This window comes from Mycolicibacterium arcueilense (assembly GCF_058536225.1).
Map to the genome: position 1 here is coordinate 46,965 of NZ_JBZTYL010000007.1, position 20,630 is coordinate 67,594.

Below are 20,630 nucleotides of genomic sequence, written 5' to 3' on the forward strand. Positions count from 1 at the left end.
TGGGTTCAGGCCCGGTGACGCCTGCCGGAGGTCGTCGCCGGCTTGATCAGATCGGTCTCGGGATCGTCATCGTCGTAATCATCGTCATCGTCGTCGCCGGCCTCGTAGCGATCGCGCCAGCGAGAGCGCATCTCGGCGCCCATGGCGTTGATCCGGTTGATCTCCGAACGCAGCTTCTGCTCGTCCGTCTCCTTGGCCGCGTACTGGAAATACGTCAGCACGCCACGCAACAACTCCAGCTTCTGCTTCTCCCGCCGGGCCTGATCGTGGGTGGTCAGCAGTTCCATGCGGTCCACCGGCGGCAGCGTCGCCCAATCCAGCACTGCGGTGTTACGCAGCTTGCGGCCACTGGGCTTGCCGGCCGAGCCAGGCTCGTCGTAATAGGTGACCGCCCCGTCGAAGCGGGACGCGATCGCCTCACCGAGCTGCTTGCGGTCCAGCGCCGAATCCCACACGATGCGCCACTCCTGCGACGGCGCCAGATACGGGATCTCCGCGGGCAGGTTCAACGGCACGATGTCGACGAAGTTGTCGTCATACGAGCTCTCGTACTTGCCGACCGTGGGAGGGTTCGCGAACTCGAACCGCAACCCGTACGCCGGCCGCTGGCCGTAGTTACGGACGACCAGCTCCACCAGGTGCCAATCGGCACTGCTCGGCTCCATGAACATCGACACGTTCGGCTGGGTCAGCTCGGCACGCCGATCCCTGGCCTTCAGATACTGCCGCCACGCATAGATCAACGCGACGACGATGACGGCAATCGCCACCCATGCTGCGAGCGCAGTCCATGCACCCGGTTCGAAACTAGCCAACTCACGCCCCCGCTCCGTGACTGAATCGATGATCCCCACCAAGTGGGTATATCACGGACATTCACCCTGGGCAGCGGTCCGGCTCAGCAAACTTCGGTCAAAACCGGCATCCTCAGGAGGCGACGGCGGCGAGGATGTCGCGCTGCACCGGCACGGTCACGGGCGTGTGGACCAACCGCTCGCCACGGGCCAGCCACTCGATATCGGTCCATTCGATGCGCGCGGGCAATCGCCGCCAATAGTGCGGGTGCGAGCGCAGGTACACCTCGACACTCGCGTGCACCTTGGCGTCCAGCGGCGCCCGGCACCGACCGATCGCCGGCGCGGTCCCGGCCAGCGCATCGAGATCAGTGGGGCAGGCGCTGTGGTCGTGGACCCGCAGCCCCGAGGCGATGGCTCCGTCCAGCATCCAGTCCAGGGCGATGTCGGCCAGCGGCCAGCACGCTCCGGTGCCGCCGACGACATCGTGGCGGGTTCCCCGGAACCAGACTTCATCAAGGCTCTCGCAGTACCGCATCGTCCGTCGGCCGCCGTCGACCGCCACCGCGTGCCGGCCGGACTCCACCGTGGGCAGCGGGCCCATGTGGCGCTTGGTTCCGGGCGTGGCCGTGGCGTTCCACAGCCCGACGAACCGCACCGGCACGGCCGGATCGCGGTCGCCGAACAACTGCGCCGCCAACACCCTGATCTGTCGCCAGTCCTGGGGTGTGCGCGCCGTGCGCGGCAGCACGTAGGTGGCAAGCGCGTAGTCGAGTACGTCGTCGGAATGGGCCGGCAACAAGCCGACCGTGCCGAGCAGGGTGGCGAGTTCACCGGCGCGATGCCCGCCCTCGCCGCCGCCGAACACGAAGATCTGGTCTCCGGGATCCCACGCGTCGCCGAGGAAGTGGTAGGCCTCGGCGATGGCCGCCCGGGCTTCGCTGGCCGGGTCGCCACGGCGGCCCGGCGCGAGCCGTCTGCCGTGTCGCATGGCCGTGCCGCTGTGATACCAGGTCAACTGATCAGTGCCATCCAGCAACCGAAACAGCATCTCGGTATTCGACGCGTCACGGAGTCCGGGTTGTTCATCTGTGTGGTCGAAGCACAGCACGATGTTCTTCACGGCGACCCCCGGCGGGACTGTCAACTACTGCTCAACTGATGCTGGCTAGTACTTTGCCGGGTCCGCGGCCTGATGTCCTGAGTATTGCACTACTCGAATCGCGCAAAACGGTACGTAGTTCCCCTTGCAACCGCTTCGGCAACGAAATTCGTGGCAGACGGGCCGTCGCGGGGTGGGATTGCCCCGTTTCATGCTCGTTAATTCAGTGGATTCCGCATTTGGGCTCGCTGAAACGATTCATCAGCCGCCCATCAACATGCGCCATTGGTCGAGGTTCGACGCGCGATACACGTAGTTGCTGCGTTTGACCTCATCGAGCGGAGCGCTCGGTTCTTCCGAGTACCAGTGTCCCGGGAACACGGTCGGGTCTCCGGCCAGCTGGGCCAGTGCCTGCAGGCTGCGGAACATGTCGTCGACATTGCCGCCGGGAAAGTCGGTGCGACCGCATCCGTCGAGGAACAACGTGTCCCCGGCGACCAGTCGGCCATCCACCAGGAAGCACTGGCTGCCCGGCGTATGGCCGGGAGTATGGAGTAGCTCGATCTCCACCGCGCCGACCGAAACCTTGTCGCCGTGGACGTGCGAGGTCAGCTCGCTCGGTGCGATCCCGGTGACCTTCGAGACCCAGTCGGCCTCGTGGGAGTTGACGTGGACCGGCACGCTCTGGCGTTCCAGCAGTTCGGCGAGGCCCTTGAGGGTGAAGCCCGCCATCGTGCCGCCGACGTGGTCCGGGTGGTGATGGGTGACGAGCACGCCGGAGAGGCGCATGTCGTCGGCCTCGAGCGCGTCGACGAGATCGTTGGCCGCGTACGCCGGGTCGACCACGACCGCGTCGCCCGTCTCGCGGTCCCCGATCAGGTAGGAGAAGTTGCGCATCTGCTGGGCGATCGGGTCGCCGGCCGCGTAGTCGCGGCCCGACAGCAACTGCCGGAAGTACAAGCGGTCTTGGGCGTTGGGCTCGGACATGCGCCAAGCCTATTGCGGCTCCGTCCGGCCATCCCTGCAGGTCCAAAAACCGCACGTCATGACGTGTTTGAACCCACACCGATAAAACTCGCATCAAAAATACGGAATTACTAGCGTCATCGGTATGCACCTCACCCGGTTCACCGACCTAGGACTGCGCACGCTGATGCTGCTGTCGTCGGGAGAGACCGAGGACCGGCGCATCACCACCCGCACCATCGCCTCGGGTGCCAACGCCTCGGAGCACCACGTCGCCAAGGCCGTCTCCAAGCTGTCCGAGCTCGGGATGGTGCACGCGCGGCGCGGCCGGGTCGGGGGACTGGTGCTCACCGAGGCCGGGCGCAATGCCTCGATCGGCTGGCTGGTGCGCGAACTCGAAGGTGACCGCGAGGTCATCGAATGCGGCGGGGACTCCCCATGCCCGCTCATCGCAGCCTGCCGGCTACGCCGGGTGCTGGCCGACGCAAAGGAGGCGTTCTATCGCGAACTCGACCGATACACCGTCACAGACCTGACGGCTGACAGCCGCCTACCGATTGTTGTGCAACTCACCACCCCTGAAAGGAATCCCCGATGACCGTCACCAGCCCCGAGCCGTCTGCGGTACGCGACGAACTGGAGCCGAAGCACGCCGAGATCGTTTCCGCGACACTGCCTCTCATCGGCGCGCACATCGACGAGATCACCTCGGAGTTCTACCGCCGGCTGTTTGCCAACCACCCCGAGCTGCTGCGCAACCTGTTCAACCGCGGCAACCAGGCCCAAGGTGCCCAGCAGCGCGCGCTGGCGGCGTCCATCGCCACGTTCGCCACCCACTTGGTGAACCCCGACCTGCCGCACCCGTCGGCGCTGCTGGCCCGGATCGGTCACAAGCACGCCTCGCTGGGCATCACCGCCGACCAGTACCCGATCGTGCACGACAACCTGTTCGCCGCGATCGTCGAGGTGCTGGGCGCCGACACCGTGACGCCCGAGGTGGCCGAGGCCTGGGACCGTGTCTACTGGATCATGGCCGACACCCTGATCGCACTGGAGCGTGACCTCTACGCCGGTGCCGGTGTGGAACCCGGTGACGTCTTCCGGCGGTTGCGCGTCGTCTCCCGCGTCGACGACCCGTCCGGTGCGGTGCTGGTCACGGTCCGCGCCGCAGAACCCGTCAACTTCATTGCGGGACAGTACGTCTCGGTCGGCGTCACGCTGCCCGACGGCGCCCGCCAGCTACGCCAGTACAGCCTCGTCGGCGCGCCCGGGTCCACCGATCTGACGTTTGCGGTCAAGCCCGTCGACGCCGTCGCGGACCAGCCCGCCGGAGAGGTGTCGTCCTGGATCCGGGCCAACCTGTGCATCGGCGACCTGTTGGACGTCACGCTGCCCTTCGGCGACCTGTACACCGGCGGTAAGCCCGACGGCCCGCTGGTGCTGGTGTCGGCGGGCATCGGGATCACCCCGATGGTCGGCATCCTGGAGTTCCTGGCCGCCGAGGCGCCCGACACCCATGTGCGGGTCCTGCATGCCGACCGCAGCGACAGCGGCCAGCCGCTGCGCGAACGCCAGCACGAGCTGATCGACGCGCTGCCCAACGCCGGCCTCGACCTCTGGTACGAGGACGGTGTCACCGGAGGGGCGGCCGGTGTGCACGCCGGACTGCTCAAGCTCGACGGGATCGACCTGCCCGCCGACGCCGCCTACTACCTGTGTGGCGGGGCCGGATTCGTCGAGGCGGTCCGCACCCAGCTGAGTGACCGGGGAATCGCCCACGAGCGGGTGCACTGCGAGCTGTTCGCACCCAACGATTGGTTGCTGGATTAACCGACCAGGCAAAACAGCTCCCCGGCGGCCGCGCTGACCTGCGGTTTGGTTTGGCTGCCGGGGAGGTTGTACCCTCTTTAAGGCCCCGCAGCCGCAACGCTGCGGGACAAGCCCCCTTAGCTCAGTCGGCAGAGCGTTTCCATGGTAAGGAAAAGGTCAACGGTTCGATTCCGTTAGGGGGCTCGGTGGACGCCAGGCGAGCGAAGCGACGCGGGAGTATCCGGACGTGGAGCCCCACCTGGGACCCTCCGGGGCGGTGTAGCTCAGCTGGTTAGAGCGCACGACTCATAATCGTGAGGTCGGGAGATCGAGCCTCCCCACCGCTACAGGAACATCAAAAGCAGAGCGTGATTTTGAGCAGGGAGAACTGACGTGGCGTCGAGTACCGACGTACGGCCGAAGATCACTTTGGCGTGCGAGGTGTGCAAGCACCGCAACTACATCACCAAGAAGAACCGCCGCAACGATCCCGACCGGCTCGAGATCAAGAAGTTCTGCCCCAATTGCGGCACCCACCAGCCGCACAAAGAGTCGCGGTAGCCATTCGCTGTGGCTCTTTCGACCAGCATCGTCGGGATGCATTACCGGCATCCTGAGCATTACGAAGTCGGGCGCGAGAAGATCCGCGAGCATGCGATCGCGGTCAAGAACGACGATGCGTTCTTCCACGACGAGGCTGCTGCGGCCGAGCTCGGCCACGACTCGCTGCCGGCGCCGCTGACGTTCATCTGCATCTTCGGTTACCAGGCGCAGTGGGCATTCTTCGAGTGGGCCGACATCGGCATCCAGGACGCTCAGATCGTCCAGGTCGATCAGGAGCTGAAGTTCCTGAAGCCGGTCAAGGCCGGTGACAAGCTGTACTGCGACGTGTACGTGCATTCCGTGCGCAAGGCGCACGGCACCGACATCATCGTGACCAAGAACATCATCACCGACGACAAAGGTGACGTGGTCCAGGAGGCCTACACGACCCTGGCCGGGCGTGCGGGCGACGGAGAAGAGGGTTTTAACTGATGGCGCTGCGCGAGTTCAGTTCAGTTCAGGTCGGTGACACACTTCCGGAGCGGGTGATCCCGCTGACCCGTGGAGACCTGGTCAACTACGCCGGCGTGTCCGGTGACCTCAACCCGATCCACTGGGACGACGAGATCGCCAAGCAGGTCGGCCTCGACACCGCGATCGCCCACGGCATGCTGACCATGGGCCTCGGTGGCGGCTACGTCACCGGATGGGTCGGCGACCCGGCTGCCGTGACCGAGTACAACGTCCGCTTCACCGCGGTGGTGCCCGTCCCCAACGACGGTGTGGGCGCCGAGATCGTCTTCAACGGACGGGTCAAGTCCGTCGACCCCGAGCAGAAGCTGGTCACCCTCGCCATCTCGGCGACCGCAGGCGGAAAGAAGATCTTCGGGCGGGCCACAGCGACCGCAAAACTGGCGTAAGGAGTTCTGGGCCATGGCACTCAAGGCTGACATCCGGGGAATGGTCTGGAAGTATCCGTATCCCTTCCTGATCGGCCGCGAGCAGATCCGCCAGTACGCCAAGGCCGTCAAGGCCATGGACCCGGCCAGCCACGATGAGGCTGCCGCAGCCGAACTCGGCCACGACACCCTCGTCGCGCCGCTGACCTTCGCCTCCACCCTGGCGCTGCTGGTGCAGGAACACTTCTTCCAGAACGTCGACATCGGCATGGAAACCAAGCAGATCGTCCAGGTGGACCAGAAATTCCTGTACCGCAAGCCGCTCAAGGCCGGCGATCAGCTGCACGCCGTCATGGAGGTCGCCTCGGTCGAGGAGCGCTTCGGCGCGGACATCGTCGTCACGCACAACGTGTGCACCGACGACAACGGTGAGGTGGTCCTCGAAGCCATCACCACGATGATGGGTCACGACGCCGACGATTCGATCCAGGTCAAGTGGGATCCGGAGACCGGCAAGGTCATGCGGAAGGCCGCTGGCGAGTAGCGAGCGATTAGTAGATGGCACGTACGCCGGGGTACACTCGGCACTCGGGGTTTTTCCCATTTCAGCGCGCTGTCCGTCGGCTTGACAATCGAACGGGCCGCGCGCGAATTGTGTAAGCCTCGGCGCAGTACGGTGACAAAAGCGCCAGAAAGTCACCAACAGAGGGGCGTAGCTCAACTGGCAGAGCAGCGGTCTCCAAAACCGCAGGTTGCAGGTTCAAGTCCTGTCGCCCCTGCTCAAACTGAATACTCGACAACGTGTGGACACTGGAAGGTGGACATACAAACCAGGATGAAAGGCATGCGGTGAGCGACGAGCGCGAAGGTGCCGGCTCCGCAGACGACACTGGAACCGACGCCAGCACCGACACCGGGGCAACGGACACCTCCCACGGTCAGACCGCGGTGGTGACCCGGCCGCTGCGCCCGACCGGCAAGCGGAGCCGTCGTGGTGCGGCTGGTGAGGCCGGCAGTGACGAGGCCGCCGAGGGCGACGCGTCGAGCGATGATGCCAAGGCCGACTCCGATAAGTCGAAGAAGGCCAAGAAGAACGCGAAGGCCAAGAAGACCGGGCCGTCGCGCAACCCGATCATGTTCGTCGTCAACTACCTGAAGCAGGTCGTTGCCGAGCTCCGCAAGGTGATCTGGCCGAACCGCAAGCAGATGGTCAGCTACACCACAGTGGTGCTGGTGTTCCTGGTGTTCATGGTGGCGCTGATCTCCGGCGCCGACCTGGGCCTGGCGCGCCTCGTGTCGCTGGTGTTCGGCACCTGATCTGGAATTTGAGAGAGGACTGACAACGTGACCACGTTCGACGGCGACGAGACCGTTGCCGAGACCGTTGACGTCGACGGCGTCGAGTCGCAAACCGATGAATCGGCTGAGGGCCAAGAGGTTGTAGCGGCCGACTCGGCCGACGAGACCGAAGCGGTCGACGAGGCCGAAGAGGCTCCGGCCGACGAAGCCGCCGAAGAGGCGCCTGCGGTCGACGAAGACGAGGACCCGGCAGTCGCGCTCAAGAAGGAGCTGCGCCTCAAGCCCGGTGACTGGTACGTCATCCACTCCTACGCCGGTTACGAGAACAAGGTGAAAGCCAACCTCGAGACCCGCGTGCAGAACCTGGACGTCGGCGACTACATCTTCCAGGTCGAGGTGCCCACCGAAGAGGTCACCGAGATCAAGAACGGCCAGCGCAAGCAGGTCAACCGCAAGGTGCTGCCGGGCTACATCCTGGTCCGCATGGAGCTCAACGACGAGTCGTGGGGCGCGGTGCGCAACACCCCCGGCGTCACCGGCTTCGTCGGCGCCACGTCGCGCCCGTCGCCGCTGTCGCTGAACGACGTGGTGAAGTTCCTGCTGCCGCAGGGCGCGGCCAAGAAGCCCGCCAAGTCCAGCGCCGCGGCGACCGCCGGTGCCAGCACCGAGGCCACCCTGGAACGGCCCGAGATCCTGGTCGATTTCGAGGTCGGCGAGTCCGTCACCGTCATGGACGGCCCGTTCGCGACGCTGCCCGCCTCCATCAGCGAGGTCAACGCCGAGCAGCAGAAGCTCAAGGTGCTGGTCTCCATCTTCGGCCGCGAAACCCCGGTCGAACTGACCTTCAACCAGGTCTCCAAGATTTAGTCGCCACAGCGGCTAGAAACAACGGGCGTTTCACGCCCTTGGATGAGCAAGTAAAGGAACACCAGAAGCATGGCCCCGAAGAAGAAGGTCGCCGGGCTCATCAAGCTGCAGATCCAGGCCGGGCAGGCCAACCCCGCCCCGCCGGTCGGTCCTGCACTTGGCCAGCACGGCGTCAACATCATGGAGTTCTGCAAGGCGTACAACGCCGCGACCGAGTCGCAGCGCGGAAACGTCATCCCCGTGGAGATCACCGTCTACGAGGACCGCAGCTTCACGTTCGCACTGAAGACCCCGCCCGCCGCCAAGCTGCTGCTCAAGGCAGCCGGTGTGCAGAAGGGTTCGGGCGAGCCGCACAAGACCAAGGTCGCCAAGGTGACCTGGGATCAGGTGCGCGAGATCGCCGAGACCAAGAAGGCCGATCTCAACGCCAACGACATCGACGCTGCGTCGAAGATCATCGCCGGCACCGCCCGCTCGATGGGCATCACGGTCGAATAGTTCGGCACCAGGCAATTGTGGGAGGGCCCGCTTCGGCCCGCCAACCACAGACTCTGAATTGGAGATTCAATGAGCAAGAACAGCAAGGCATATCGCGAAGCCGCGGAGAAGGTCGACCGGGACAAGCTCTACACCCCGCTTGAGGCCGCGAAGCTGGCCAAGGAGACCTCCTCCAAGAAGCAGGACGCCACCGTCGAGGTCGCCATCCGCCTCGGCGTCGACCCCCGCAAGGCTGACCAGATGGTCCGCGGCACCGTCAACCTGCCGCACGGCACCGGTAAGACCGCCCGCGTCGCCGTGTTCGCCGTCGGTGAGAAGGCAGAGCAGGCGCTGGCCGCCGGCGCCGACGTCGTCGGCAGCGACGACCTGATCGAGAAGATCCAGGGCGGGTTCCTGGACTTCGACGCCGCGATCGCCACCCCGGATCAGATGGCCAAGGTCGGAAAGATCGCCCGCGTGCTGGGCCCGCGCGGTCTGATGCCGAACCCCAAGACCGGCACCGTCACCCCCGATGTCACCAAGGCTGTGGCCGACATCAAGGGCGGCAAGATCAACTTCCGCGTCGACAAGCAGGCCAACTTGCACTTCGTGATCGGCAAGGCGTCCTTCGACGACGCCAAGCTGGCCGAGAACTACGGCGCCGCCCTCGACGAGGTGCTGCGGGCCAAGCCGTCCTCCTCGAAGGGTCGTTACCTCAAGAAGGTGACCGTCTCCACCACCACGGGCCCGGGTATCCCGGTTGACCCGTCGGTGACCCGGAACTTCACCGAGGCGTAGCGCAGCGGAGCCGACCATCGGCACCGAGGCGTAGCTCGCGGAGCCGACCATGGGCTCTGAGGCGTAGTCCTTAAGCCCGAGTGGCCAGTTACGGCACAAGATTCTCTGAATCGCGTGTCATAACTGGCCATTCGGCGTTTCTGGGGTGCATTCGGCGAGGCGGCGACGCAGGAACGCCCGCGCCGGCTCGGACGCCGCGCCTTCGCCGTCAAGTGCGACGCGGTACCAGCGCTGGGCCTCACCGAGGCGGCCGGCGCGGCGCAGCAGATCCGCCCGGATCGGCGCCACGGCATTCGTCCGGGCCAGCCGTGGATCGTCGGCAACCTCGTCGAGGGCGGCCAGTCCGGCTTCGAACCCGTCGCGAAAGCCAACGGCCAGTGCACGATTGGCACGTACGACAGGCGAGTCCGTCATCGCCGCCAACTGGTCGTAGGCCAGGCAGATGGTGCCCCAGTCGGTGAGCTGCCACGTGGGCGCCGTGGCATGCAGCGCCGCGATCACCGCCTGCGGAAGATATGTACCGGCCGCGCCGTCGGCCAATCGCAGCTGCTCCAGGCCCCTTGCGATGCGGCCGCGATCCCAGTGGCTGCGGTCCTGCTCGTCCAGCGGTATCAGTGCGCCGTCTTCGCCCACCCGGGTGCGTCGGCGTGAATCATGCAGTAGCACAAGCGCGGCGAGCGCGTGGGCATCGCGATTGCCCGGCATCAACGAGCACAGTTCGCCCGCGAGCCGGACTCCCTCATCGCAGAGCTCGTCACGGATGGCCGAGGGGCCGCCGGTCGACCAGTAGCCCTCGGTGAACACCGAATAGATGCAGCCGAGGACGTGGGGCGTCCGCTCGCCCAGAAGCTCCGGCGGCGGCACCCGCAACGGGATGTTGGCCTGACGAATCTTGTTCTTGGCCCGGGTGATTCGTTGCCCCACGGCGGCCTCGGACTGCAACAGGGCCCGGGCGATCTCGGTGACGGTGAGACCGGAGATCAGCCGCAGGGTCAGGGACAGCTGCGAGCTCCGGTCCAGCGCCGGGTGGGCGCAGGTGAACATCATCCGCAGCTCGTCGTCGCGCACCGGCTGCAGCTCGGCACCGCCGCCGTCGGCCGCGCTCACGTGCTCATACACCGCTGCGAGTTCCTTTCCGGCACGGGCGGATTCACGTCGCAGACGGTCCAGGGCCCGATTGCGCGCCACCGTCGTCAACCATGCACCGGGATTGGCGGGCACACCGTCGGCGGCCCATGTCTGCAAGGCCTGTGCGCAGGCCTCCTGGACGGCGTCCTCGGCAACGGTGAGGTCACCCGACCAACGCGCGATGGTGGCCACCACCGGGCCCCACTCGCGCCGAAAGACGCCGTCCAGCTGGGTCACCGAGAACTACAGGCCCGAGACGGCCGACAACTGGCGGACCTCGATGGCCGACGCCGGGATCATCGACGCCAGCTTGACCGCCTCATCACGATCGGACGCTCGCAGCACATAGAAGCCGTTGGCCACCTCGGCGCCCTCCGCGTAAGGACCGTCGGTGAGCGTCACCTCGCCGTCACGCACGCGCACGGTCGTCGCGGTGGACGGCGGATGCAGCGGCGCACCGGCAAGCGTCTTGTCGCCGATGGTGGTGGCGAGTTCGACATGCCGGCCGGCCTGCCGGTTCCACTCGTCGGTGCCCGGCGTGTTGACGTCCTCCGGACGCTCCAGCAGCAGTGCCAGCCAATCGTTGCCCAATGGCTGCTCGGGTGCCTGCCAGTGGACCATCGGCCACACCTCGACCGCACCGAACTGCGCGACCGGGATGTCTCGGGCCAGCGCCAGGGCCTCGTCGAGATTGTCGGCCTCCAACACGTAGTAGCCGCACGCCACCTCGGCGCCCTCGGCGTACGGGCCGTCGGTGACCGTCGGGTGGTCCGGCCCACCGGTGATGCGGGTGGCGGTCGCCGCCCGCTCCAGCGCGTCGCCCGCCCGGATCGCCGACCCGGCCTTGGCGTGGAAAGCCTGGAAGGCTGCCATGCCCTCGGCCCGCTCCTCGGGGGCGAGTTCGACGTCCTGGCTGATCAGTAAAGCGAAGTAATGCATCGTCATCTCCCGGCGTCAGCGAGTGAGAACCCTCTGTTCCACTCTCTACCTATCCGACGAACGAGGCTGCTTGGATCCGACAGCCCACCGAAGATATTTCGGCGACTACTTCTGCAGGGTGAACTGATGCACGCTGATGTGGCCGGAGGCGAAGTATTTCTGGCAGCCGTTGAGGTACTTGTCGTAGCGGTCGTAAACCTCTTGGCCCTGGATCGCGATGGCCTCGTCCTTGTGGGCCTCGAGCGCGTCGGCCCAGATCTTGAGAGTCCGGACGTAGTGCGGGCCGATCTCGTGAATCCTGGCCACGGTGAAGCCGGCTTCCTTCGCCTTCTCCTCCTCCATCGACACCGAGGGCAACCGGCCGCCGGGGAAGATCTCGGTCATGATGAACCGCGCGAACCGGGCGTCTTCGAACGTCATGTGCAACCCGAGTTTCTGGCCCTGCCGAAGGTCGAATCCGGTGATGTTGTGCAGCAACATGATGCCGTCGTCGGGCAGCGCGTTATAGGCCGTCTCGAAAAATGCCGGATACCGCTCGAATCCGAAATGTTCGAAGGCGCCGATCGATACGATGCGGTCGACTTTGTCGTTGAACTCTTCCCAGCCTTGAAGCCGAACCTCGACGTTGCGCTCGGTGGGAATCTTGGCGAGCTTCTCGATGGCGTATTCGCGTTGCTCACCACTCAACGTCAGGCCGATGACGTTGACGTCGTACTTCTCGATTGCGCGCGCCATGCCTCCGCCCCAGCCGCAGCCGACGTCGAGCAGCGTCATCCCTGGTTCCAGACCCAGTTTGCCCAGTGCCAGATCGAACTTGGCGATCTGGGCTTCGTCGCCGGTCATGTCCTCACGCTCGAAATAACCGCACGTATAGCCCATGGTCGGGCCTAGAAAGAGTTCGTAGAATTCGTTGGAAATGTCGTAGATCGACTGCAGTTCTTCATATTTCGGTGTCAATTTGGACATATTCGATATGCTCCAAGCTGTAGAGTTCTCCCCGCGAATCTCAGAGTACCGCAGGCGCGCCCCAACGCCCTGTTGTCGCCGCCGTCAGTGAATTGCCTTGGCAAATAAAATTTTCGGACTGCACCGTCATTTTTCCGGTGGTGCCTGCGGTAATGCATCGGTGGTGCTTCGTTGGCGAAGAAAATCAGCCGGCGACATGCAGGGTGAACTGGTTGACGTCGGTGTAGCCGACGCGGAAGAGGTTCGCGCAGCCCGTGAGGTAGCGCATGTAGCGGTCGTAGACCTCCTGCGACTGGGTCCGGACGGCCTCTTCGTGGTGGGTCTCAAGATTGGCTGCCCACAGGTCGAGGGTTCGCGCGTAGTGCTCCTGCAACGATTGCCGACGCGTCAGGGTGAACGATCCCCGCTGCGCATGCTCCTCGACCATCTCGACCGTGGGCAGTCGCCCGCCCGGGAAGATCTCGGTGAGAATGAACTTGATGAACTTGGCCAGCTCGAAGGTGAGCGGGATGCCACGATCGTGGGCGTCTCGGGGGTGCATCCCGGTGATGGTGTGCAGCAGCATCACCCCGTCGTCCGGCAGGACGTGATGGGTGAAGCGAAAGAAGTCCGCGTAGCGGTCCGGGCCGAAATGCTCGAACGCTCCGATCGACACGATCCGGTCCACCGGCTCGTCGAACTCCTCCCATCCGGCCAGTAGTACCCGTTTGGAACGCGGGGAGTCGGAGCCGTCGAACAGCTTCTGAACGTGAGCGGCCTGGTTGCGGCTCAAGGTCAGGCCCACGACGTTGACGTCGTAGCGTTCGATTGCGCGCATCATCGTTGCGCCCCAGCCACATCCGACGTCGAGCAGAGTCATACCCGGTTGTAGTCCGAGCTTGCCCAGCGCCAGGTCGATCTTGGCGCGCTGGGCTTCTTCGAGCGTCATGTCGTCGCGTTCGAAGTACGCGCAGCTGTACGTCCGGGTCGGATCCAGGAACAGGGCGAAGAAATCGTCGGACAGGTCGTAGTGAGCTTGTACGTCGTCGAAGTGGGGTTTGAGATGTGCCGGCTGGTGTGCCATGCGGCGCCTAACGAAAGAAGACGGACTGGCGAGAGCCGCACTAAGCCACGTCTTGACCTAGCCGCCCCCCCAGACTGCTGTAAAAACAGTAGAGCGGGCACGGCCAGCTACCGAGCTTTCCCGCATCGGCAAACGAATTAACGTTGCAGACGCAGGTATCAGACGGAACTCGCGAAGTTCGTCTTGAGCTCGCCGACGATCTCGTCCCACACCGGTTCGGGCAGTTCGTGGCCCATTCCGTCGATCAGCACCAGGCGGGCGCCACTGATGGCGCGAGCCACCGCGCGGCCCCCGAACGGGCGCATCAGCCGATCGGAGCGACCATGGATCACCACAGTGGGCACACTGATCCGCTTGTCGTGGTGGCGCAGGCTGCCGCTGCCGAGAATGGCGTCGAAATGCCGGGCGATCCCGGCCGGGTAGTAGGCGCGGTCGTACAGTTCGGCGGCCTGGGCCCGAATCTCCGCCTCGGGAGTCGGGTAGCCGGGGCTGCCGTTGATCCGGCTGATCCGAACGGCGTTGTCGATGATGGCATCTCGCGATGAATCGGCAGGCGGGCCGGTGATCACCGACAGCAACTGCTTGATGCCCGGCGGCGGCAACAGCGGCTGGTTGTTGCTGGAGAAGATCACCGCCAGCGACTTGGTGCGCTGCGCGTAGCGGGAGGCGAACACCTGGGCGATCATCCCGCCCATCGAACCGCCCACGATGTGGGCGTTGTCGATGTTGAGGTGATCGAGCAGGGCGGCAGCGTCATCGGCCACATCTTCGAGCGTGTAGACCGACGGGCTCCGAAGACCCAGAAACGACCGGGCCATCCGCAGCGGCAGCGGGGAATCGACCCGCTTGCCCGACAACTTGGTGGACAGACCCACGTCGCGGTTGTCATAGCGGATGACCCGCAACCCCTGACTCACCAGCTTTTCGCAGAAACCGGTGCGCCACAACAACATCTGCGCACCGAGGCCCATGATCAGCAACACGGCCGGATCGTTCGGATCGCCCATGTCCTCGTAGTACAGGTCGACATCGCCGGATTCCGCCGACGACTTCGCGAACCCGGATCGCACCTTCATGCCGGCCATTCAGGCCTCGATCCCGTCGCCGTCTTCGCCCTGCTTATGTTCGCGGCTGATATCCACCATGAAGTTGGCGAAGTACCCGGTGAGCTGGGGATCGTTCATCATCTGCCACTTCGGCGCCAGCAGCTTCATGTACCGCTCGACGTAGAGGAACTGCTTGCCGATCAACACCAGTTCGCGGGGCAGCTTGACGTCGTAGGCATCGGCCAGCGCCGAGAGTTGCTTGCCGATCTCGGCGTAGGACATGTCGCCGAGCGATTTCATGGTCAGCGGGGTGGCGAACTTCTCCAGGTCCTTGGCGGCCTGCGCCTCGGGCTTCACCGTGCCCACGGCCCCCATCAGCACGACGATCTTGCCCGCTGCGGCATGGTCCTTCTTGACCAGGAGGGCGTACACGAGCTCGCGCAACAACCAGCGGGTGCGCGGGTCGATGCGGCCCATGATGCCGAAGTCGAAGAACGCGATCTTGCCGTCGTCGTCGACATAGAGGTTGCCCGCGTGCAGATCCCCGTGGAACAGGCCGTGCTTGAGGCCGCCCTCGAACACACTGAACAGCAGGGCCTTGACCAGCTCGGTGCCGTCGAACCCCTTCTTGCGGATCGCGGCGACATCGTCGATACGTACCCCGGTCACCCGCTCCATGGTCAACACCCGCTGACTGGTCAGGTCCCAGTACACCTGCGGTACCCGGATGTTCTCGCCCAGCGGGGAGGCATGCATGTGCGAGACCCAGGCGTCCATCGACTGGGCTTCCAGCCGGAAGTCGAGCTCCTCGGCCAGATTGTCGGCGAAGTCGGCGACTACATCCTGGGCCGACAGCCGCCGGCCCAGCTTGGCGAGCTCCACCAGCTGCGCACCGCGCTTGAGGATCTGCAGATCGGCGGCGACGCGACGACGGATCCCCGGGCGCTGGATCTTGACCACCACCTCCTCGCCGCTGTGCAGCGTGGCGTAGTGCACCTGGGCGATCGAGGCCGAGGCGAACGGCGTCTCGTCGAAACTCTTGAACAGTTTCGTGGGCTCGTCGCCGAGTTCCTCGACGAACAGTTTGTGCACCTCATCGGTATCGGCCGGCGGCACCCGGTCGAGCAGGCTCCGGAATTCGCGGCTCAGCGGCTCACCGAAGGCGCCCGGGCTCGACGCGATGATCTGGCCGAACTTCACGTAGGTGGGACCCAGATCGGAGAACGTCTGCGGCACCTGCTTGATGACCTTCTGCTGCAGGGAACCGCTGCCGAACATGTTGGCGGCGACGCGGACCCCGGTGCGGGTGATCTGCCAACCGGTGGCGCCGATACGGGCGGCTTCCACGGGCAGCGGCACCCGGCTCAACCTGGCGACCTCGCGGTGCTTGGTTTTCGGCGGCGTAGTGCTCATAGCTGCAGTGTCTCAAAGGCCACGGTGCGGCCAAAAACATCTGTGCCGTGAGTCACACTGACGCGAAACTTTCCTCGACCTCGTCCCGGCTCAGGATCGGGTCGGTTCCGGGCACGTAGGTGGGCTCGGTGTGCGGGGTGATGGTGCCGTGCGCGACGCGCTTCTGCGCTGCCCGGAACTCCAAGGTGTTGCCGGCCGCGGTGTGCAGTCCGTTGATGATGGACCACACCATGGCGCGGCGGGCGGCCCGCTCGATCGGGTTCGGATCGGTGTGGCCGATCAGCTGCTTGGCCCACTTCGGCATGGTGTCGCGGATCGCCCAGTCCACCGCGCTCTGCGGCGTCGGCAGATTGGGGCCGGTGGCCATGGCCGCCCCGTGGGTGAGCGCCAGCCTGGGCAGATAGGAGTGCAGGCACTCCAGTGTCTCGGCCTTGGTCTCGGGTAGATCGGTGCCGCCCAGGGCATGCCCGACGCGGATGAACTCGCCGTAGTAGCGGTCAAGCTTCTTACCGCGCAACGGGTTCGGATGGTAGATCTCGTGCGCGGTGGCCAGCCCCCACACGACGGTCGCGTAGTTCCAGCGCAGCCAGTCGGGATCGTCGGCGTCGTAGACCGCACCGTCGGGGCGGGTCCCCTTGATGGTGTGGTGCATGGCGCGCACGGTCTTGGCCACTCGTTCGGCGGTCTCGGTGTTGCCGTAGGCAGTGCCGATGAAGAACGCGATCGAATGCCCCAGGCGCACGGCCGCGCCCTCGGGGTCGATGACCGGGACAGCGGTGCCGTTCTCGTCGCGCTTGACCAGACGTGAATGGTGCATACCCATCCAGTAGATCGAGGGATCGAGGCGTTCCATGTACGCCGCGCACTGCAGACCGAAGATCAGTGCCTCGGTGTGGGAGTGGACGTGCCAGACGGCGCTGCCCGGGCCGAACCATCCCGGATCGCCGGCCGGCCCGGCGAACTCCATGCCACGGAAGTAGTGCTGACGAATGTCCGTGTCGAACTTCCGCTGCAGCATCTGCTCGAGGATTTGGTGTGGCATGTCCACCGCGGGACCCCTTTCTGGTTACGTCTGTAGCCAGAATACATTTTGGGTACGGGTGTGACCAGATCTAATCTGAAGGAATGACCGGAGCGCCCAACCCGACCCGGTGGGCCGGCGTGCCGCTGACGGACCGCCGGGCCGAACGCCGCGCCTTGCTGGTGGACGCGGCGTTCCGGCTGTTCGGAGATGGTGGGGAGGCCGCGGTCTCCGTGCGCTCGGTCTGCCGGGAATGCGGCCTCAATACCCGCTACTTCTACGAGAGCTTCGCCGACACCGACGATCTGCTCGGTGCCGTCTACGACGAGGTCAGCGCGGCCCTGGCCGTCGACGTCGAAGCGGCGACGACCGGGGCCGGCGACTCGTTGCGGGCCAGGACCCGCGCCGGGATCGCCGCGGTGCTGGGCTTCAGCTCGGCCGATCCGCGGCGGGGACGGATCCTGTTCACCGACGCCAGGGCCAACCCGGTACTGGCCGCCCGGCGCACGGCGACCCAGGACCTGTTACGCGAGGCCGTGCTGTCCGAGGGCGGCCGGCTGCACCCGGGTTCCGATCCGGTGGCCGCCCAGATCGGCGCGGCCATGTACACCGGTGCGATGGCCGAGCTCGCCCAGCAGTGGCTGAGCGGAAACCTGGGCGACGACCTCGACGTCGTGGTGGATTACGCGCTCCGGCTGGTACTCGGCAGCGGGGCTGCCGAGTAGGCGAGGCCGGTAACCCAGCGCCGTCAGGCTTGAGCGACCGGCCGCCAGCGCTTGATCCACTCGGTCTCGGGCCACTCTTCTTCGGCCGCGAGCAACTCGTACATCGTTGCGCGATCGATCGATTCGCGGATGATGTCGGCATGTCCGGCGTGGCGGCTGAGTTCCTCGATCAGATGCATGGCCACCCACCGCGCCGACCAGTTGTCGACGTCCTGCGGGAACCACGGCACATCGTGGGGCACCGGAACCGCGGTGTCGAGGTCCCGTTCGGTGAACACCCGCAGCGTCTCGGCGTTCTGGGCCTTGAAGGCGTCGAGTAGGCCGGCCAGGGTTTCGTCCTCGCGCATCACGTGCATATCGGCGTAGTCGGCAGCCTGTTCCTCGAACGGACGGGGGTCGGCCGGCGGGAACTGCGGTCCGTGCTCGACGCGGTCGGCCCAACTCTTCTGTACGGCGGTGACGTGCTTGATCAGACCGCCGACCGACAGCGCGCTCACCGACGGCGTGGACCGCGCCTGCTCGTCGGTCAGGCCGTGCGCCACGGCGAAGAAGGCGTTCTGCTGAAAGGCGAGAAACTCGACGAGGTTCCGGCGTTCGTCGGCGGCGGGAGGCGGCATTCCTGGCATGGTTCAGTTCTCCTTGTTGTCGGTTGAGTGGGCGTAAAGATCTCGGATGCAGGCGATTTCGGCGCCGTGGTGGATCGCTTCCCGATTGATGTGCAGTATCAGCACGGCCATCGACTCGTCGGCCCACGGTCCTTCGGCCGGGCCGACCGGCCGAGCGAGGTCATCTTCGCTCAGCGACCTGACCCCGTCGATCCAATTTCGGTACGTGTCGTCGAGTTGGCGCAGGGCCGTGGCCGCATCGGTGGCGTACGGCCACGACTCGTAGTCGGCCGGCGGCCCGCCGAAGTGCGAGTGGTTGCGCATCGCGAACACACCGACGATCACGTGTGCCAGTCGCCATGCGATCGTGGTGAACGGTTCCGGTTGTGGCGGTGGATAGCTGAAGTCGATGGCCCCGTCGGGATGGAGGGTCCAGCAGTCTTTCACCGGCTGCCAGAAGTACTCGTCGTCCGTCAGACCGTCCAATCGCGGCCTCAGTTGATTTCTCCAGTGGAAGTCCAGTTGATCGGCCAGAAGGTTTGTCCACATGGGAACACTGTTTCACCCATATAGGACAGTTTCGGTCCTAAAAATGCGGCAGACTTCTGACATGGCGGTGAGCAGCGAAACCACCGGCCGCGTGTTGCAACTCCTCGGCCTGTTGCAGGCGCGCCGGGCGTGGACGGGTGAAGAGTTGGCCGAACGGCTCGGTGTCACCACCCGCAGCGTCCGTCGTGACATCGAGCGGCTGCGCGACCTTGGCTACCCAGTCCACGCCAGCAAGGGGCAGGGCGGCGGCTACCAACTGGGTGCAGGTGCGGCATTGCCCCCGCTGTTGCTCGACCCCGACGAAGCCGTCGCGATGGCCGTCTGCCTGCGACTGGCTGCCGGCGGAAGCGTCGCCGGCGTCGGCGAATCCGCCCTGCGCGCACTGTCCAAACTCGACCAGGTAATGCCCGCACGGTTGCGGTCACAGGTCTCGGCGGTGCACGACGCCACCGTCACCCTTTCCCCCAACTCGTCGGACTCCCCGGTCGAACCCGAGGTGTTGATGACCCTGGCCCGCGCCTGCCGCGACCGCGAACACGTCAGTACCGACTACACGGACATCCGCGGCAACCACACCCAGCGGCGGCTCGAGCCCTACCAGCTGGTGACCACCGGCCGACGCTGGTACGTGATGGCCTACGACCGTGACCGTGAGGACTGGCGCAGCCTGCGGTTGGACCGGATGTCCACGGTGGCCGCGACGGGGACCACCTTCACCCCGCGCGAGGCCCCGAACGCGGCTGACTATGTGCGCCGGTCGATCAGCTCCTCGCCCTACCGCTACCGGGCGCGGGTGCGCTATCACGCCCCGCAAGAGGTTGTGGCGCAGAAGTTTCCACCGGCATCGGCCACCGTCGAGGCGGACGGACCCGAAGCCTGCATCGTCACGACCGGCGCCGACGACCCCGAGCGCATGGTGCTGTATTTCGCCACCGTGGGCCACGACTTCGAGGTGCTCGAGCCGCCCGAGGTGGCCGCCGCCGTGCACACCGTGGCCGACCGCCTACGTCTGGCTGCGCGCGGCAAGGTCAGGTGATCCCGAGGCGGTCGAGCAGCATCAGGAACGCGGCAGCGAAGTCGTTGTCTGCGGTCGAGGCGCGCACCGCATCCCAGTCGACCTGCTCGCGCACCGCACGGGCGGCCGGCAGCAACGGGGCGAAGTCGCAATGGTGTTCGTTGAGCGACCGCAGCTTCTCCGACACCACCAGCGTCGGCGGCAACACCGGCATCCGGACCGCGAGCACGTCCAACACCTCGGCGGATGCCAGCGTCGCCGCATCGACCGACACCCCGTTGAGCTGGTAGAGCACGTCGACCAGCACGTCGTCGTCGGGATAGGCCTTGAACAACCAGTCCTCGGGCACATGCACGATCTGGAACCCGGCTTTGCGCAACGCCACCTCGGCCGCCTCGGCGTCGGTCTCGGCCACCACGAAATCGACGTCGTGAACCGGCTCGGGCGCGCCGTACACCCACAGGGCATAGCTGCCGCCGAGCGCGAAGTGCGGCCCGTGCGCCTTGAACGCCGCAGCGGCGCGCTTCAGCGCGTCACGCAGGTCGTCGTTGCGGTCGAGCATGTGCCATCCCGGTCGGTCGGGCATCGCCATGGTGGAGCGGATGC

25 protein-coding genes and 3 tRNA genes are annotated in these 20,630 nt (G+C 65.7%); 15 read left to right on the forward strand and 13 right to left on the reverse strand.

What is annotated here, in order from left to right:
* Positions 1 to 5 precede the first annotated feature (5 nt).
* The 3 genes from AC4LGL_RS04300 to AC4LGL_RS04310 all read right to left on the reverse strand — a co-directional run bounded on the left by AC4LGL_RS04300 (position 6) and on the right by AC4LGL_RS04310 (position 2,883).
* On the reverse strand, positions 6 to 854 hold the full coding sequence (locus AC4LGL_RS04300) for a DUF8453 domain-containing protein (protein ID WP_491837788.1): 849 nt from the start codon (positions 852 to 854) through the stop codon (positions 6 to 8).
* Between the two features lie 73 nt (positions 855 to 927).
* On the reverse strand, positions 928 to 1,917 hold the full coding sequence (locus AC4LGL_RS04305) for a phospholipase effector Tle1 domain-containing protein (RefSeq protein ID WP_491839264.1): 990 nt from the start codon (positions 1,915 to 1,917) through the stop codon (positions 928 to 930).
* Positions 1,918 to 2,157: 240 nt separating this feature from the next.
* The gene (locus AC4LGL_RS04310; protein ID WP_491837789.1) at positions 2,158 to 2,883 is read right to left on the reverse strand and encodes an MBL fold metallo-hydrolase; all 726 of its coding nucleotides are present in this window, start codon (positions 2,881 to 2,883) and stop codon (positions 2,158 to 2,160) included.
* A 124-nt stretch (positions 2,884 to 3,007) separates the two neighbouring features.
* Between AC4LGL_RS04310 and AC4LGL_RS04315 the strand changes: the two genes are divergently transcribed.
* The 13 genes from AC4LGL_RS04315 (at position 3,008) to rplA (ending at position 9,554) form a co-directional block, all read left to right on the forward strand.
* Positions 3,008 to 3,460, forward strand: coding sequence for an RrF2 family transcriptional regulator (locus AC4LGL_RS04315; RefSeq protein WP_491837790.1), 453 nt, complete (start codon positions 3,008 to 3,010; stop codon positions 3,458 to 3,460).
* Positions 3,457 to 4,692: a globin domain-containing protein gene (locus AC4LGL_RS04320; protein ID WP_491837791.1), complete on the forward strand. Its 1,236-nt coding sequence runs from the start codon at positions 3,457 to 3,459 to the stop codon at positions 4,690 to 4,692. Before AC4LGL_RS04315 ends, AC4LGL_RS04320 begins: the two co-directional genes overlap by 4 nt.
* Before the next feature lie 110 nt (positions 4,693 to 4,802).
* Positions 4,803 to 4,875 (forward strand) — tRNA-Thr (locus AC4LGL_RS04325).
* A 69-nt stretch (positions 4,876 to 4,944) separates the two neighbouring features.
* Positions 4,945 to 5,018: transfer RNA gene (locus AC4LGL_RS04330), tRNA-Met, on the forward strand.
* A 46-nt stretch (positions 5,019 to 5,064) separates the two neighbouring features.
* The gene (rpmG, locus tag AC4LGL_RS04335) at positions 5,065 to 5,232 is read left to right on the forward strand and encodes a 50S ribosomal protein L33 (RefSeq protein WP_003881823.1); all 168 of its coding nucleotides are present in this window, start codon (positions 5,065 to 5,067) and stop codon (positions 5,230 to 5,232) included.
* 9 nt (positions 5,233 to 5,241) lie between these two features.
* Positions 5,242 to 5,706 carry a (3R)-hydroxyacyl-ACP dehydratase subunit HadA gene (gene hadA / locus AC4LGL_RS04340; RefSeq protein ID WP_491837792.1) on the forward strand — a complete coding sequence of 155 codons (465 nt, stop codon included), beginning with the start codon at positions 5,242 to 5,244 and terminating at the stop codon, positions 5,704 to 5,706.
* A complete protein-coding gene (hadB, locus tag AC4LGL_RS04345) occupies positions 5,706 to 6,134 on the forward strand; it encodes a (3R)-hydroxyacyl-ACP dehydratase subunit HadB (RefSeq protein ID WP_055110091.1) in 429 nt (142 codons plus the stop codon). The genes hadA and hadB overlap by 1 nt, the downstream gene beginning before the upstream one ends.
* A gap of 13 nt (positions 6,135 to 6,147) precedes the next feature.
* Positions 6,148 to 6,657 (forward strand): (3R)-hydroxyacyl-ACP dehydratase subunit HadC, encoded by a 510-nt coding sequence (hadC, locus tag AC4LGL_RS04350; protein ID WP_064886347.1) that lies wholly within the window; start codon positions 6,148 to 6,150, stop codon positions 6,655 to 6,657.
* 162 nt (positions 6,658 to 6,819) lie between these two features.
* A tRNA-Trp gene (locus tag AC4LGL_RS04355) sits at positions 6,820 to 6,892 on the forward strand.
* A gap of 70 nt (positions 6,893 to 6,962) precedes the next feature.
* The gene (gene secE / locus AC4LGL_RS04360; protein ID WP_491837793.1) at positions 6,963 to 7,430 is read left to right on the forward strand and encodes a preprotein translocase subunit SecE; all 468 of its coding nucleotides are present in this window, start codon (positions 6,963 to 6,965) and stop codon (positions 7,428 to 7,430) included.
* 27 nt (positions 7,431 to 7,457) lie between these two features.
* Complete coding sequence (gene nusG / locus AC4LGL_RS04365; RefSeq protein WP_491837794.1) at positions 7,458 to 8,279, forward strand: transcription termination/antitermination protein NusG; 822 nt, start codon at positions 7,458 to 7,460, stop codon at positions 8,277 to 8,279.
* Between the two features lie 69 nt (positions 8,280 to 8,348).
* Positions 8,349 to 8,777 carry a 50S ribosomal protein L11 gene (gene rplK / locus AC4LGL_RS04370; protein WP_003881829.1) on the forward strand — a complete coding sequence of 143 codons (429 nt, stop codon included), beginning with the start codon at positions 8,349 to 8,351 and terminating at the stop codon, positions 8,775 to 8,777.
* Positions 8,778 to 8,846: 69 nt separating this feature from the next.
* Complete coding sequence (gene rplA, locus AC4LGL_RS04375) at positions 8,847 to 9,554, forward strand: 50S ribosomal protein L1 (protein WP_491837795.1); 708 nt, start codon at positions 8,847 to 8,849, stop codon at positions 9,552 to 9,554.
* A 117-nt stretch (positions 9,555 to 9,671) separates the two neighbouring features.
* Here rplA and AC4LGL_RS04380 read toward each other — a convergent pair whose 3' ends face one another.
* The 7 genes from AC4LGL_RS04380 to AC4LGL_RS04410 form a co-directional block, all read right to left on the reverse strand.
* Positions 9,672 to 10,919 (reverse strand): RNA polymerase sigma factor, encoded by a 1,248-nt coding sequence (locus tag AC4LGL_RS04380; protein WP_491837796.1) that lies wholly within the window; start codon positions 10,917 to 10,919, stop codon positions 9,672 to 9,674.
* A 6-nt stretch (positions 10,920 to 10,925) separates the two neighbouring features.
* A complete protein-coding gene (locus tag AC4LGL_RS04385; RefSeq protein ID WP_491837797.1) occupies positions 10,926 to 11,621 on the reverse strand; it encodes a YciI family protein in 696 nt (231 codons plus the stop codon).
* Positions 11,622 to 11,726: 105 nt separating this feature from the next.
* The gene (locus AC4LGL_RS04390; protein WP_491837798.1) at positions 11,727 to 12,587 is read right to left on the reverse strand and encodes a cyclopropane mycolic acid synthase family methyltransferase; all 861 of its coding nucleotides are present in this window, start codon (positions 12,585 to 12,587) and stop codon (positions 11,727 to 11,729) included.
* Between the two features lie 184 nt (positions 12,588 to 12,771).
* A complete protein-coding gene (locus AC4LGL_RS04395) occupies positions 12,772 to 13,650 on the reverse strand; it encodes a cyclopropane mycolic acid synthase family methyltransferase (RefSeq protein ID WP_491837799.1) in 879 nt (292 codons plus the stop codon).
* 158 nt (positions 13,651 to 13,808) lie between these two features.
* Positions 13,809 to 14,726, reverse strand: a complete 918-nt coding sequence (locus AC4LGL_RS04400; RefSeq protein WP_491839265.1) for an alpha/beta fold hydrolase — start codon at positions 14,724 to 14,726, stop codon at positions 13,809 to 13,811.
* A gap of 9 nt (positions 14,727 to 14,735) precedes the next feature.
* Complete coding sequence (locus tag AC4LGL_RS04405) at positions 14,736 to 16,109, reverse strand: ABC1 kinase family protein (RefSeq protein ID WP_491837800.1); 1,374 nt, start codon at positions 16,107 to 16,109, stop codon at positions 14,736 to 14,738.
* 52 nt (positions 16,110 to 16,161) lie between these two features.
* On the reverse strand, positions 16,162 to 17,157 hold the full coding sequence (locus AC4LGL_RS04410) for an oxygenase MpaB family protein (RefSeq protein ID WP_491837801.1): 996 nt from the start codon (positions 17,155 to 17,157) through the stop codon (positions 16,162 to 16,164).
* A 77-nt stretch (positions 17,158 to 17,234) separates the two neighbouring features.
* On the opposite strand from AC4LGL_RS04410, the gene AC4LGL_RS04415 reads away from it, so the two are divergent.
* Entirely contained in the window at positions 17,235 to 17,855 is a 621-nt protein-coding gene (locus tag AC4LGL_RS04415; protein ID WP_491837802.1) for a TetR/AcrR family transcriptional regulator, read from the forward strand.
* A gap of 23 nt (positions 17,856 to 17,878) precedes the next feature.
* Here AC4LGL_RS04415 and AC4LGL_RS04420 read toward each other — a convergent pair whose 3' ends face one another.
* Complete coding sequence (locus AC4LGL_RS04420; protein ID WP_491837803.1) at positions 17,879 to 18,481, reverse strand: DinB family protein; 603 nt, start codon at positions 18,479 to 18,481, stop codon at positions 17,879 to 17,881.
* A 3-nt stretch (positions 18,482 to 18,484) separates the two neighbouring features.
* Entirely contained in the window at positions 18,485 to 19,009 is a 525-nt protein-coding gene (locus tag AC4LGL_RS04425) for a DinB family protein (RefSeq protein ID WP_491837804.1), read from the reverse strand.
* Positions 19,010 to 19,070: 61 nt separating this feature from the next.
* Here AC4LGL_RS04425 and AC4LGL_RS04430 point away from each other — a divergent pair, with 61 nt between their 5' ends.
* Positions 19,071 to 20,045, forward strand: a complete 975-nt coding sequence (locus AC4LGL_RS04430; RefSeq protein WP_491837805.1) for a helix-turn-helix transcriptional regulator — start codon at positions 19,071 to 19,073, stop codon at positions 20,043 to 20,045.
* On the opposite strand, the gene AC4LGL_RS04435 is transcribed toward AC4LGL_RS04430, so the two are convergent.
* Positions 20,038 to 20,586 carry a nucleotidyltransferase family protein gene (locus tag AC4LGL_RS04435; protein WP_491839266.1) on the reverse strand — a complete coding sequence of 183 codons (549 nt, stop codon included), beginning with the start codon at positions 20,584 to 20,586 and terminating at the stop codon, positions 20,038 to 20,040. The two genes, AC4LGL_RS04430 and AC4LGL_RS04435, sit on opposite strands and share 8 nt — an antisense overlap.
* Positions 20,587 to 20,630: the final 44 nt, after the last annotated feature.